The organism is Collinsella sp. SGI.095, assembly GCF_050314535.1.
Taxonomy (GTDB): Bacteria; Actinomycetota; Coriobacteriia; order Coriobacteriales; family Coriobacteriaceae; genus Collinsella.
This window is the reverse complement of record NZ_JBNPNG010000010.1, coordinates 1-13,871: the sequence shown is the minus strand read 5'-3', so window position 1 is coordinate 13,871 and position 13,871 is coordinate 1. Positions and strand designations below refer to the sequence as shown.

Sequence of the window (13,871 nt, the reverse complement as noted above, 5' to 3'; positions counted from 1 at the left end):
CCTCATGTCACATCGTTCTAGCGCGCCGCGTATTCGAGCATGCGGTCGAGCGTGAGCTTGGCCTGGTCGGCGGCTTCATCCGACACGCCGATCTGCACCTCGCCCTCGCCCGTCTCCAGGCAGCGCACGAGCTTTTCGAGCGTGATGAGATCCATGTTGACGCAGGTGGGCTGCACCGCGGGGAAGTAGAACTTTTTGCCGGTGCCCTGACAGCGGCGCTCGAGCTCGTAGAGCACGCCGCGGACCGTCACGATGATAAACTCGCTCGCGTCCGACTCCTCGGCATACTTGATGATGCCGGCAGTGGAGCCGATGTAGTCAGCCTCGGCCAGGACGTCGGCCTTGCACTCGGGGTGCGCCAGCACGAGAGCGTCGGGGTGCGCCTCCTGTGCGTCGACGATCTGCTCGACGGTGATGATGTGATGGCGCGGGCAGTAGCCGTTGTTGAGGATGACGTGCTTTTGGGGCACCTGCTCGGCCACAAAGCGGCCCAGGTTCTGGTCGGGAATGAACAAGATGTGCTGCTGCGGCAGCTCGGAGACGATCTTGACGGCGTTAGAGCTGGTAACGCACACGTCACTCCAGCTCTTGATCTCGACCGTCGAGTTGACGTAACACACCACGGCCAGGTCGTCGCCATATTCGGCGCGCGCCGCGTCGACCGTCTCGTGCTTGACCATGTGCGCCATGGGACAGTCCGCGCCCGGCTCGGGCAGCAGCACGGTCTTGGTGGGATTGAGCAGCTTGGCGCTCTCGCCCATAAACTCCACGCCGCACAGCACGATAGTCTGCTGCGGCAGGCTCTTGGCGAGCTTTGCCAGGTAGAAGCTGTCGCCGACGAAATCGGCCACAGCTTGAACCTCGGGCGCCACATAATAGTGCGCCAGGATCACTGCGTCACGTTGGGTTTTTAGCTGATGAATGGCCTCGACGAGCTCTGCGGGCACCAGTGCCGCGCGCTCCGTTGCCGTCGTTGCCGATGCCAGGCCGGCCGCGATATCGCGTGCAAGCTCCGATGCATCCATGTTCGCGCTCTGTGCCATCAAGGCCCCTCTCTTTTGGCGAATCTTGGGGCTTTAGTATGACACCTGGCTTTACAGCTGACAAGACAGCTGTAAAGCCAGGTGTAAAGTTGGAATAAAGATTCAATCTTGGGGCGGGTCCATTTTCGAACTGGCAAGCTGAGGACAGTCGAGCTCTCGATAGCGCAGGAGGCATCTTTGGACGGCCGCCGCGCATGGTCGACGGCATGCCCGTGGCCGAGCACACCGGACACGGCTTTGGAACCAGGAGCATTAAGCTTGCCGTCGAGCGCATGAACGGCAACTGCCAGTTTCGCATTCACGGCGATCGGTTTGAGTTTCGCGCAGTGATGTAAGGGCGCGACAAGTCGGCGCCGCGCTCGACCCATCAGGACCGCCTTGCCGGCGCCAGTCCGCTACAGCGGTGCGGCGGCCGGGGTCAGCTGCTTGATGTAGGCCCACATGCGCTGCTTGGCGGCCTTGTCGGTCAGCGCGGCCTCAAAGCCGTCGAGCGCGAGTACGCGACGACCCTGCACGTGGGCGACCAAGCCGGGCTTGAGCATGGCGGTATCAAAGTCGTCGATCGCCACGAGCATGTCTGCGTAGGTCTCGCGCATGGTATCGGCCGCGCGATCGTCCAGCAGCAGGACCGCCTCGGGGTCCAAGGCCTCGAGCGCCTCGCGGAACAGCTCGCACGGCAGGTCCTCGCCTGCCGCAACCGCCCCGTCGCCCGCGCCGGCAACACTTGCCAGCACGCAGAAATCCTCGGGCGCGTAACCGATGGCGCCGAGCGCCTTACGCAACGCGGCGCCGTCTGGACCGGCAGCCAACTCGCCACCTGCACGCTCGGCATCGTCTAAATCACCTTTTACCAGCACAATCGGCGAGCACGCGTTGCCCGCGATACGCACGCCGCGACCCGCGAGCGATGCGAGCTCCTGCTCGGCCGCCTGGGCGATGGCTTCTTTTTTCTGGCTTTGTGACGTGGGCATGCGCTCTCCAATCGTTTGCATGCCCACCATTATATAAAAGAGCCGCCCGCGAGTGGTTGCATTGCGGGCCGTTGGGTATAAGCACGGTCGTACTGAGTTTTACGCGGCCGAGCCGCGTCGCACTATGGAGGTCACCATGGCTGACATTAAGCAGATTACCCCCGAGAATTTCGATTCCGTCGTTAACGGCAGCCTTCCCGTGCTGGTTGATTTTTGGGCACCGTGGTGCGGTCCCTGCCGTTCGCTCTCGCCCATTGTTGACGAAGTGGCCGACGAGCTGGCCGGCAAGATTACCGTCGCCAAATGCAACGTCGACGACAATCAGGACCTGGCCATGAAGTTTGGCGTTATGAGCATCCCCACGCTGATTGTCTTTAAGAACGGTGAGGAAATCGACCGCTCCGTCGGTGCGCTGCCCAAGGCCAGGCTGCAGGCGCTGCTGGAGAAGCACCTGTAATACGCCGGTCATGTGTTGCCGTCCATGAGTGGTTTTGTGCCGCTCGCCGGAGAGCCGGGTGTTGCGCCCGCGACCACGGATAGTATGGTAATCACAAACAGCCCCCAGTGAACGGGTGCGGGTCAGACGGACTCGCACCCGTTTTCTTATGCGGCGATGCGTAAAGCGGGCGTAGTAGAATCTGAACCACTGATTAGACCCGTACAAAAGGAGATTCCCATGCATGACGTCGGAATGAACATGAGCCAGCTTGCCATGAGCGTCAAGCAGGTCGACGACACCATTGAGCTCGCCCACGAGTGGAGCCATCAGCTGCTGCATGCAACCGAGAACTTTGACATGGAGCGCATTGGCGCCAAGCTCGAGGCCGCCATGGCGGCGCTCCACGAGGCGCACGATGCGCTCGAGGGCTACGAGGAGGCCATCGAGGCCGACCATAACTCCGTTGGCTCCGTAAAGCTGGTGTAGCGTGGCCGAGCACGAGCATCCGCACGGGCCGACCGGCGACGTGGGCTGCCGTTGCAGCGGCTCCGCCTCCGAGCTGGTCCGTTTTTCGGTCACCGCTCCCGACGACCTGTTGCGCCGCTTTGACGAGCAAATCGCGCGCCGCGGCGACGTTGCCAACCGCTCCGAGGCCGTGCGCGACCTGATTCGCGCCTCCATTGCCAAGGAGCAGATGCGCACGCCCGACGAGCAGGTCATCGGGTCGCTCACCATGATCTATGACCACCATACCGGCGATCTGACGCGCCGTCTGGACGAGGTGCAGCACGACTACACCGACGAGATTGTCTCGACCATGCACGTGCATCTGGACCACCACAACTGCCTGGAAATTCTGGCGCTCAAGGGTCGCGGCGAGCGTGTCTACGAGCTGGCTGACCGCCTGCTGGGCCTGCGCGGCGTTAAACACGGCGAGCTCACCTGCGCCGCCACCGAGCAGAGCCTGGGGCTGTAGCGGGTCTTTGCGCGGCGCACCTGCCAAAAAGGGACAGGTTTATTTTGGCAGGTTTAACGTTTTACCGACCAAAATAAACCTGTCCCTTTTTGGCAGGTCTCGATGAAGGAGGGTCGCATGCGGCATGTGCATATTCATGTGACGGGCATTGTGCAGGGCGTTGGCATGCGGCCATTTGTGTATCGCGAGGCCATGGCGCATGGCATTTGCGGCTGGGTGCTTAACGCGGGCGATGGCGTGCATATCGAGGCGCACGCCCTAAGCGAGGCGCTCGACGAATTTGTCGCCGCGCTTTCCGAGCATACGCCTGCGGCAGCTCGTGTGGAGCATGTCGAGGTTATGGACCTAGCGCCCGGCGACTGGGAAGCCGCCAACGAGCGGGGCTTTCGCATTGTGGCATCGCAGGATCAAACCGCCCACACGACGCTCGTCTCGCCCGACATCGCCACGTGCGACGACTGCCTGCACGAGCTGTTCGATCCCGCCGACCGACGCTTTCACTATCCCTTTATCAACTGCACCAACTGCGGACCGCGCTTTACCATCATCCGGTCGCTGCCCTATGACCGAGCGGCCACCTCGATGGATTGCTTTCCTATGTGCCCCACCTGTGCCGCAGAGTATGGCGACCCGCTTGACCGGCGGTTTCACGCGCAGCCCGATGCCTGCTTTGATTGCGGGCCGCACATTACGTGGCGCGAGGCCGGCGAAGCCGCCGCGTCGCTGACCGTCGGCACCACGCGTAAGACCAGCGACGCCATTATCGACCGCTGTGTTGAGCTGCTGGCCAACGGCGGTATCGTCGCCATCAAGGGTCTGGGCGGATTTCACTTGGTATGCGACGCCTCCAACGAGAAGACGGTAGCCGAGCTGCGCCGTCGCAAGCGCCGCAGCAACAAGCCGCTTGCCGTTATGGTGCGCGGCCTTGCCGATACTGAACGCCTGTGCCATGTCAACGACGTTGAGCGCGGCCTGCTGGCCGGCAGCATTCGCCCCATCGTGCTGCTGCGCCGACGTGCCGTTTGCGAGAGCGGCGGCTCCCCCAACGCGCTCGCACCGTCCGTCGCGCACAACCTTCCTGAGCTTGGCGTTATGCTCCCCTACACCCCGCTTCAGCATCTGTTGCTTGCCGCGGCAGAAGCCCGCGGCATGCACGCGCTCGTCATGACCAGCGGAAACCTGAGCGAGGAACCTATCGAGACCGATGATACCCTTGCATGGGAGCACCTTGTTGCCGCCGGCATCGCTGACGCGCTACTTGGCAACGACCGTGCGATTCTCTCGCGCTACGACGACTCTGTGGTGCGCGCGGTGAACGGCGCCGTTATGCCCGTTCGCCGCGCTCGCGGATATGCACCCCAGCCGCTGCCGTTGCCGGCGCTCGACGGCACCACGCCCTGCGTACTCGCCTGTGGGCCGCAACAAAAAGCCACGATTGCGCTCACTCGCATGGACTCGGACGGTCATACGACCTGTTTTGTGTCGCAGCATATCGGCGATATCGAAAACGGCGCAACTTTCGATGCCTGGAACGCCGCGCGCACGCGCTTGGAAGATCTCTTTGACTTGGCGCCCGCCGCCTTGGCCTGCGATCTACACCCCAGCTATCTATCGAGCCAGTGGGCGCGCGAGCAGGCACGAAAATGCAATCTGCCGCTTATCGAAGTCCAGCACCATCATGCGCATATCGCGAGCGTAATGGCCGAGGCTATCGCCGCGGGCCAGCTTACAACCGACGCGCGCGTCCTTGGCATCGCCTTTGACGGCACCGGCGCCGGCACCGATGGGACCATTTGGGGCGGCGAGTTTCTTGTTGCCAGCCTTGGCGGCTTTGAGCGCGCCGCGCATTTGCGCACCTGGACGCTCCCCGGCGGGGCGGCCTCCGTGCACGACGCCCGCCGCAACGCCTTTGCTCTGCTCAGTGAGCTCGGCCTGCTTGAACATCCGGGGGCCGAGCGGCTCTTGGACGGCCTAGACGAGCAAACACGCAGCGTGACGGCAACGATGATCGAGCGGAACATCAACAGCCCACGCACGAGCAGTATGGGGCGTCTCTTTGACGCCGCCGCTGCAGTTTTGGGCATTTGCGGGCAGGCAACCTACGAAGGCGAGCCCGCCATCGAACTCGAAGCCGCCGCCTGGCGCGCGCTCGGCAGCAAAATTACCCATGTTCCCGGCGATAAAGACGGCTGTTCCGCATCTGACCCATTGCGACTGGACAGTTTGTTCAGATTTGTATTAAAAACAGACCCTCTAACCAACGGTTTTGGCTCAGATTACCCCGAAGAGGGCTCTCCAGGCACCTCATTTGCGGTTAATTCGCCCGCCGGATACCCCAAATCAACCCATTCGGGGTCCTCGCAGACGATCTATACCACCCATTACCACTCTAAAAAGTACAAATCTGAACTAACTGTCCAAGCAACCTCGAGCAGGTCTCTCGTCCTGGGCCCCAGCTCACTTTTTGCGGCGCTTTTGGAGGGAACCAGAGCCGGTGTGCCCGCCGACAGGCTCGCACTCGACTTCCATGTCGCCGTCGCGCGCTCCTCGGCACGCATCGCCAGCGAGATCTGCGCGTGCGAGGGCATCGACACCGTCGCGCTCTCGGGCGGCGTGTTCATGAACCGACTTCTGCTCCAGCTCCTCACCCGCGAGCTCAAAAGCGCAGGTCTTACTGTCCTTATCCCGCATACCGTGCCCGTCAATGACGGCTGCATCGCCTACGGTCAGGCGGCGGTCGCAAGCGCTCGTCTTGCGCAAATCGCATCGCAGTAGCTCGCTCTCGCACGCCGCTGTGCCCAGCCGTCTCACAGGCGTAACGCGTTTGCCCGCGAACCCCGCGAGCGCTACCATCAACTGATGGATTATTGAGCGCCCATCCAGCGCAAAGCGTCTAAAAGGGGAACAATATGTGCCTTGCCGTCCCCGGTAAAGTAGTCAAACGCGACGACGGCCTCAAGGCCACCGTCGACATGATGGGCATCGAGCGCCCCGTGTCGCTACGACTCGTGCCGACGGCGCAGGTTGGCGACTATATTCTCGTGCACGCCGGCTTTGGCATCCAGATCGTCGACGAGCAGGAAGCGCAAGAAACGCTCGAGCTCGTTAACGCCATGACCGAACTGGCCGAAGAAGACCAACTGGCCAGCAACCCGGCCGAGGCATACTAGTGGCGGCCGGACAGCCGGCGCGCTCCGGTATCGACTTTTCGGCATTTCGCGACCCCAAGCTGGCTCGCGAGCTCATCGAACGCATCCGTGAACTCGTCGGCGACCGCACCATCAACCTTATGGAAGTCTGCGGCACGCACACCGTGAGCATCGGTCGCTATTGCTTTCGCTCCATTATGCCGGCGGGTCTCAAGCTGCTGAGCGGCCCGGGTTGCCCCGTCTGCGTTACCGCCAACCGTGACATCGACCACGCGATCGCGCTCGCCAACATAGACGGCGCCATCATCACCACCTTTGGCGACATGATGCGCGTGCCCGGATCGTCCACCTCGCTCGCAGCGCAAAAGGCGGCAGGGCGCGATATCCGCATCGTCTACTCCCCGCTCGATGCGCTCGACATTGCCGAGCAAAACCCCGATCGTCCGGTCATTTTTATGGGCGTGGGCTTTGAGACTACGACGCCCACCATCGCCGCTGCCATCTTGGAGGCCGAGACGCGCGGGCTTTTGAACTTTTCGGTCTATTGCGCCCACAAGACCACGCCGCCGGCGTTGCGCGCCATCGCCAACGATCCCGAGACCGCCATCGACGGCTTTATCCTGCCGGGCCACGTCGCCACCATCACGGGCTTGGCGCCCTTTAGCTTTTTGGTCGACGAGTTCGATACCCCGGGCGTGGTCACGGGATTTGAACCGGTCGACATCCTGCAGGGCATCTGCATGCTGGTCCAGATGGTTGTCGAGGGCAGGCCCGCGATCGACAACGCCTACCGCCGTGGCGTCAACACAGGCGGCAACCCCGTGGCGCGACAGCTGGTCGAGCAGGTGTTTGAGCCATGCGTCACCACATGGCGCGGGCTGGGGCCAATTGCCAACTCGGGCCTTTCCATCCGCCCCGAGTTCTCGCGCTTTGATGCCCGTACCCGCTTTGACGTGCCCGTTGAGGCGACGGTCGAGCCGCGTGGGTGCCGCTGCGGTGACGTACTGCGCGGGGCCATTACGCCGAGCAGCTGCCCGCTCTTTGGCCGCACCTGCACGCCCGAGCACCCCGTCGGCCCGTGCATGGTGAGCTCCGAAGGCAGCTGCACGGCGTACTACCGTTATCGCGACTATTAGGTTCCGCCGTTCTAACGAGCGGCGGACTGGTCGACGCTGCGCGCCACCCATATAATTCCACCCACGATTGGAGTTTTGGATATGTCCCATAGCATCACCGATAGTACCGTCCTTTTGGGCCATGGCTCCGGCGGTCAGATGATGAAACGCATCATCGATGAGGTCTTTTTGGATGCCTTTGGGACGCCCGAGTTGCTCGAAGGCAACGACGCCGGCGTCGCCGCGCTGCCCGCGAGCGGGCGCATCGCCATGTCGACCGACAGCTTTGTAGTCTCGCCGCAGTTCTTCCCCGGTGGCAATATCGGTCGCCTCGCCGTGTGCGGAACCGTCAACGATGTCGCGACCTCGGGCGCCAACGTGCGCTACCTATCGTGCGGCTTTATCCTCGAAGAGGGCTATCCCATGGATAAGCTCCGCCAGATTGTGCAGACCATGGCCGAGACGGCGCGCGAGGCGGGCGTAGCGATCATCACCGGCGACACCAAAGTTGTTGAGCGCGGCGGGGCCGACGGCGTCTACATCAATACCGCCGGCGTGGGCGAGGTTCCCACGGGCGTGGCGCTCAGCGGCGCCAACTGCCGCCCCGGCGACGTTATCCTGGTGTCAGGCACACTGGGCGACCACGGGATCGCCATCATGAGCCAACGCGAGGGCCTGGCATTTTCGAGCACGATCGAAAGCGATGCCGCGCCGCTCAACCACCTGATTGCCGACGTTTTGGCCGCAGCGCCCGGCACGCGTTGCTTTCGCGACCCCACGCGCGGTGGCCTGGCATCCACACTCAACGAGTTTGCCCAGGCCAGCGGTGTTGCCATGGAGATCGACGAGGATGCCGTGCCCGTGCGTCCCGACGTGCAGGCCGCCTGCGAAATGCTCGGCTACGATGTGCTGCAGGTGGCAAACGAGGGCAAGATGGTTGCCGTCGTGCCGGCCGAGCAAGCCGATGCCGCGCTGAGCGCTATGCGCGCCGCCCGCTACGGCGAGAATGCCGCGATCATCGGCCGCGTGCTGCCGCTTGGATCGGACGCCCGTCCCGCCGTGCGCGTGCGCACCGGCTGGGGCTCTACCCGCATCCTCGACATGCTCGTGGGAGAGCAGCTGCCGAGAATTTGCTAGGGCGGAATCGCACGGTCGGCGTGATGTCACCTGATATCCCTGGAGATGTTCAGATTCCAAGCACACCCAACGCGTAAGCCCAGTATTATGGGGTGCGTTTTGAAACCCAATGACGGGAGCTTTCATGGCAGCAGCTTTTTCCCATGTGATCTTCGATCTGGACGGCACCATCCTCAACACGCTCGAGGACCTGGCAGCCGCCGGCAACCATACCTGCGAGGCGCACGGCTGGCCCACGTTTGCCGTTGACGAGTATCGCTACAAGGTAGGAAACGGCATGCTCAAGCTGGTTGAGCGCTTTATGCCCGCCGAGTACGCGGGCGACGGCCGTATGTTTGAGCAGACGCTTGCCGAGTTTAGGGCTTATTACGGCGAGCACAAGGAGGACCACACCGCCCCCTATGCCGGCACGATCGAGATGCTCGACCGCTTGCGTGCCGCGGGTGTGCAGCTTGCCGTGCTCACTAACAAGGACCACGTCTCGGCGGCCCCGCTTATCGAGAAGTACTTTGGTCCCGACCGCTTTGCGCTGGTACAGGGCCGTGTCGATGCGTTTCCGCCTAAGCCCGAGGCACCCGTCACGCTGCATGTGATGGAAGAGCTGGGCGCCGACCCGGCGACCACGCTCTATGTGGGCGATTCCAATGTCGATATCCTGACCGGCCACAACGCCGGTCTTAAGAGCGCAGGCGTCAGCTGGGGCTTCCGCGGCCGCGCAGAGCTGGAAGCCGCCGGCGCCGACTACGTGGTGGACACCCAGGACGAACTTGCAGCGCTGGTGCTGGGCGAGTAGCGAAGCCGCTGCTTAACGTAGCTGCGACAATTCTTCCACGCGGAAACGGCATCCCGTTTTGGGGCTCCGGAATGGGATGCACTTTCCGTTTGAGGCGCGTCGGGGAAACGACATCCCGTTTTGGAGCAATATTCCGGGTCGCACTTTCCGCAACCCACCCCATCCGGAAACCGCAACCCAATATTCGGCCAAAAACTGGGCCGCATTTTCCCAAGCATTCGATGCAAAAGGTCGAACTGGCCTGTAAAAGAGGAAAGGGCAGACCTTCTGGTCACTCGGTCCTCTTTGGAGCAGGAAGGGTTAGGCCCGCATGTGCTGATCCTGGACGGGTAACGGGAATGTCGTCTATCTCGTCCGATTCGCAGCCACTTTTCTTTGATTCTAACGAAATGGCAACTTGAACGAAAAGCACCCTTAGGTAATTAAAATCTTATTATGCTTAGCTAGACAACCTTGCTATGTCGTCTCAAATCACATCGCTTAGCTTGGTTTAGCCGCTTAAACCATCTAAAGAACCGTTCAATTTGTTGCTCAACAAATTGAACGACCTCGCTGCTACCCTAGGTTTCGTCCAACCTTTATCAAATCGAAAGGACGAAACGATGGAACCAGAGATCACGCCCGAGAACTCGCATAAAAAAGCGCCCGTTAAGGCCATCGTCATCGCGGCGGTCAGCGCCATTGCAGTGTTGGCAATCGTTTTCGCTGTCATTATCCCCCGAGTCAAATACTCTCAAGCTCAAGCTGCTTTCGATGAAGGCAATTACGCACTTGCAGAGCAATTGTTTAGCGAAACCCATTACAAAGACGCTCCAAGCCAGGCGACACTATGTCGAGGAATGGCGTTCTTGGAAAATGGCGACTACCAAGACGCAATTGACACGATTGAAAAAATGACCGATAAGACTCAAGAAAGCAAAGCATGCTACGAAAAGGCCTGCTATCTGCGTGCCAACGAGCTATTCGAAGACAAGGAATATGAAGAAGCTACCGGCTATTATCAGAAAGCCAAGTCCTATAAAGATTCGAAAACTCGTCTAGCAGAAGCCGAGCGGCTAGCACTCCAGCAGAAGACTGAAGATGAATGGGGCAACTTCGTCGATGACGCCTACGATGCGGCATACAGCGTCATGGAAACTCTCTGGGAAGAACTCCCCGACGTTGAGGGTTATTACGATGACAATTTAGATGATCTCTCATATACATTCACCGTCTCAGACCCAACAGGAAAACTGTCCGAAGCGTGGGACAGCAATGATCAAAACGTTAAGGAAGCAATTCGTTCGATCACAGACGGAATGGATGGACTTAGCCGTGATTTTCAGGCAATCGGTCGAGACCATGGCCTCGACGGCATCACCTGCACCGTCCTACTCGAATCCAATGACACAGTTCTCTACGAGTCCATCAACGGAAAGTCTCAATAGCAAATCGCGTCAAAAAACCCAACACCCTCATAAAAGGAGAATTCAATCATGTCCAACCCAGAGAGCCCCTTTATCGAACGATGACCGTTCGTTAAGGCGATCGCATGCACCGCTCTTTCCGCATCCGCTGTCTTCACTTCAGGTTGCGCCCTATTTGACGAAAAGACAGCAACCGCAAAGGCTCTTGTCGGGTATTACGAACTGTCTGAAGCAGACGGAATTTCTGCTGATGTTGCGCACGCCTTCAAAATGCGAATTGTCTCTGAATTCAAATCAGACGGCACCGGCATCATGCACGTATTTCAATCGGGGGAACCGAGTCAAGAAGCTGAATTCTCTTGGGAGGCAACCGGCCGTGACGAGGCGAAGTTGACCGCAAATTCAACTGAGTCCACCGTAAAGATCCAGGACGATGTCCTTGAAATCACCTCTCCTGATGATGAAGTCACTCTATGGGACCCCATCACCGAGAGCGAGCTTGACGCCGCACTCGCTAAAGACAGCAAAAACTAAGCGAAAGCGGCCTAGGGCCACCTGCCCAAATTGAACAACAACCATGCCCATGAAAGGAAGCAGCATGACTAAAACTTGCCCCAATTGTGGTGCGGAACTAAAGGATTCGCAGCGATTCTGCTTGGACTGCGGAAAAGAAGCGCCAGCTCCAAACGTCAACGGTTGCGCAGTGAACAATCTTGGCGAACAGACGGCCAATCATCTTGATAATCCAGCCGCGAGCGTTAAAACTGAAGCGGTTGTCGAAGAGGAAGCTCAAAAGATTCCCGAAGGCGCCATGAAGACCGAGCAATCAACCAGACCAACCGACACCAATGATACGGCGACATGCCAGACCAATAATAATTCAGACAATCAAAAGCCGATTGCCCCTAAAACACTCATGGACAAGGTCGAGGGCAGTGCTTTGAGCGATATTACCCAAAAGATAAATAAGCATGAGATTGCCTGTCGTGCGGGAATCGTTCTTGGTATTGTTTTCCTTTTTGTCGGCATGAGCATAATCGGAGGGGCTCATGTCTCCATTTCAGCCCAAAGCGTCAGTTCGATTACTTTTGGTGCAGATTTCTATACTGAGCAGTACGGTGTAACAGCAGATATTCTTTCAGAGCTCAATAGCATTGCGCTGGGCATAGAGCAAGGTCTGAACCTAATAATACGCGCATGCGGAGCAATCATTTGTTCCCTTGGTGTGTTGACCTCGGTCCTCTCTGCCGAACGCCTATTCGCCAAGAAGCAGGCGTAGCAGAAGCCATGTTTTGTCCAAGCTGCGGCCATAAACTTACTAAGAATCTTGCGTATTGCGAAAACTGCGGAGCTCCCGTTAACAATTCCCATCAAACAACTAGCTCCGATTGCAACAACAAAACTGTTTCGACATGCGAGCACAATTCACAAGCCCCATCGACATCGATTAATCCTGAGCCCACCGCAGGCGTAAGCGGACCCGTTAAGCAATCTGGTCACACAAAACGAAATATCATCATTGCCCTCGCGATCTTCGTGGCGATAGCAATCGCCGTCGCCGCATTCGGCGGTACGCAAAAACCACCGCGCCTCAAATCGGCTTCCAGCCAACAAATAGGCCCTCTTGCTGACGAATGGTGTGTCGGCACCTGGTATGCAGCAGGAATGACCACGACCGGAGCCGATGATTTAGTCTGGGGTGACTTCAGCGGCACAACGCTAAGCGTCGACGCCGATGGCAGTGGCATCCTCATTTTCTCCGATGATGACGACGGTCCGTACAAATGCACGGTCACCAAAGCAGGAAAGCAAAACGGAATTACAACATACACGTGTACCTTTGACTTCGATGAGGGCATGACCCCTGCAACGCTCTTTGCATACGACGATCCCATCGAAAATGATTCGCTCGTATCCCTTATATTCAACGAAGACCCCAACTTTATCTTGACCTTTTGTAAAGATAAATCCACGGTCCAAAATCATCCTTGGTCGCAATTGGATTCCGGCTCCGCTAAAGGGCATTCGGGCACCGACAATTTTTCGAATAGTTCCTCGGCAACTATGGGAGAGCGCAACGCACTAGGGAAGGCAAAATCCTATCTCGACACAGTTGGAGGCTTCTCGGAATCTGGCTTACGCGACCAGCTTGAGTTCGAGGGGTTTGAAGCAGATGAAATCAGCTACGCACTGGAGCATTGCGGCGCAGACTGGAATGAGCAATGCGCCGAAAAGGCCCAGCGTTATTTGGATTCGATGAGCATGTCACGCTCCGAGCTCTACAGCCAACTCGAATTCGAAGGGTTTACTTCAAGCCAAATATCTTATGGCCTATCGAAGGTCGGTTATTAACGAATCAACAAGGAGAGAATTAGATGACAACAGCTGCAAAAAAATACTGGCTCATCGGAGCCCTATGCATTTCACTTCCACTCGCGCTGCTCATGGGGGGGCTGTTCAATTGGCGGACCAGATGAAGAAACGCAGCATGTCATTGAGCTGATTTCAAAAATCGATGATGTCTCTTTGCAGACGGCCGCAACAATCGAAACAGCCTCGGACGCCTTTGATCAGCTGGATGAAAACCAAAAAATAAGGTTGAAAACCGGGACAAATTGAAAGCTGCGGAGAAAAAGCTCGATGAGCTCATGGCCCGAAGTGTCGACGATGAGATTAAAGCCATTGGGGAGGTCTCGCTCGATAAGGAAAAGGCAATCTCCGATACCCGAGAAGCATACGACGCCTTAAGCTTAAGCCAGAAGAAGCTCGTGGACACCAGCGATCTAGAACACGCGGAAGAGCAGCTTGCGCAAATCAAGAAACAGTTTTCCGTTGGTCAGAC

At 58.8% G+C, this 13,871-nt stretch carries 15 protein-coding genes; 13 read left to right on the top strand and 2 right to left on the bottom strand.

Annotated features, from left to right (window positions below; translation table 11 throughout):
- Positions 1–17 precede the first annotated feature (17 nt).
- Complete coding sequence (nadA, locus tag ACQRCA_RS05255) at positions 18–1,043, bottom strand: quinolinate synthase NadA (protein ID WP_154518146.1); 1,026 nt, start codon at positions 1,041–1,043, stop codon at positions 18–20.
- Between the two features lie 194 nt (positions 1,044–1,237).
- Between nadA and ACQRCA_RS05250 the strand changes: the two genes are divergently transcribed.
- Positions 1,238–1,378: a hypothetical protein gene (locus tag ACQRCA_RS05250; protein ID WP_427719298.1), complete on the top strand. Its 141-nt coding sequence runs from the start codon at positions 1,238–1,240 to the stop codon at positions 1,376–1,378.
- 60 nt (positions 1,379–1,438) lie between these two features.
- Here the strand turns inward: ACQRCA_RS05250 and ACQRCA_RS05245 are convergent, their stop codons facing one another.
- Positions 1,439–2,014, bottom strand: coding sequence for a hypothetical protein (locus tag ACQRCA_RS05245; RefSeq protein WP_427719297.1), 576 nt, complete (start codon positions 2,012–2,014; stop codon positions 1,439–1,441).
- A 136-nt stretch (positions 2,015–2,150) separates the two neighbouring features.
- Between ACQRCA_RS05245 and trxA the strand changes: the two genes are divergently transcribed.
- The 12 genes from trxA to ACQRCA_RS05185 all read left to right on the top strand — a co-directional run.
- Positions 2,151–2,471 carry a thioredoxin gene (gene trxA, locus ACQRCA_RS05240; RefSeq protein ID WP_427719294.1) on the top strand — a complete coding sequence of 107 codons (321 nt, stop codon included), beginning with the start codon at positions 2,151–2,153 and terminating at the stop codon, positions 2,469–2,471.
- A gap of 219 nt (positions 2,472–2,690) precedes the next feature.
- Positions 2,691–2,939, top strand: coding sequence for a hypothetical protein (locus tag ACQRCA_RS05235; protein ID WP_006235225.1), 249 nt, complete (start codon positions 2,691–2,693; stop codon positions 2,937–2,939).
- A gap of 1 nt (position 2,940) precedes the next feature.
- Entirely contained in the window at positions 2,941–3,429 is a 489-nt protein-coding gene (nikR, locus tag ACQRCA_RS05230; protein ID WP_427719291.1) for a nickel-responsive transcriptional regulator NikR, read from the top strand.
- Positions 3,430–3,546: 117 nt separating this feature from the next.
- Positions 3,547–6,204 carry a carbamoyltransferase HypF gene (gene hypF, locus ACQRCA_RS05225; protein ID WP_427719288.1) on the top strand — a complete coding sequence of 886 codons (2,658 nt, stop codon included), beginning with the start codon at positions 3,547–3,549 and terminating at the stop codon, positions 6,202–6,204.
- A 134-nt stretch (positions 6,205–6,338) separates the two neighbouring features.
- Positions 6,339–6,599 (top strand): HypC/HybG/HupF family hydrogenase formation chaperone, encoded by a 261-nt coding sequence (locus tag ACQRCA_RS05220; RefSeq protein ID WP_154518167.1) that lies wholly within the window; start codon positions 6,339–6,341, stop codon positions 6,597–6,599.
- Positions 6,599–7,714, top strand: coding sequence for a hydrogenase formation protein HypD (hypD, locus tag ACQRCA_RS05215; protein ID WP_427719284.1), 1,116 nt, complete (start codon positions 6,599–6,601; stop codon positions 7,712–7,714). The genes ACQRCA_RS05220 and hypD overlap by 1 nt, the downstream gene beginning before the upstream one ends.
- Before the next feature lie 81 nt (positions 7,715–7,795).
- A complete protein-coding gene (gene hypE / locus ACQRCA_RS05210; protein ID WP_427719282.1) occupies positions 7,796–8,830 on the top strand; it encodes a hydrogenase expression/formation protein HypE in 1,035 nt (344 codons plus the stop codon).
- Positions 8,831–8,954: 124 nt separating this feature from the next.
- Positions 8,955–9,623 carry an HAD family hydrolase gene (locus ACQRCA_RS05205; protein WP_427719279.1) on the top strand — a complete coding sequence of 223 codons (669 nt, stop codon included), beginning with the start codon at positions 8,955–8,957 and terminating at the stop codon, positions 9,621–9,623.
- Between the two features lie 602 nt (positions 9,624–10,225).
- Entirely contained in the window at positions 10,226–11,050 is an 825-nt protein-coding gene (locus tag ACQRCA_RS05200) for a tetratricopeptide repeat protein (RefSeq protein ID WP_427719276.1), read from the top strand.
- A gap of 577 nt (positions 11,051–11,627) precedes the next feature.
- A complete protein-coding gene (locus tag ACQRCA_RS05195) occupies positions 11,628–12,308 on the top strand; it encodes a zinc-ribbon domain-containing protein (RefSeq protein ID WP_427719274.1) in 681 nt (226 codons plus the stop codon).
- Positions 12,309–12,565: 257 nt separating this feature from the next.
- The gene (locus tag ACQRCA_RS05190; RefSeq protein WP_427719272.1) at positions 12,566–13,381 is read left to right on the top strand and encodes an Ltp family lipoprotein; all 816 of its coding nucleotides are present in this window, start codon (positions 12,566–12,568) and stop codon (positions 13,379–13,381) included.
- Positions 13,382–13,644: 263 nt separating this feature from the next.
- Positions 13,645–13,871 (top strand): hypothetical protein (locus ACQRCA_RS05185; protein WP_427719270.1); only part of this gene is annotated, 227 nt, incomplete at its 3' end.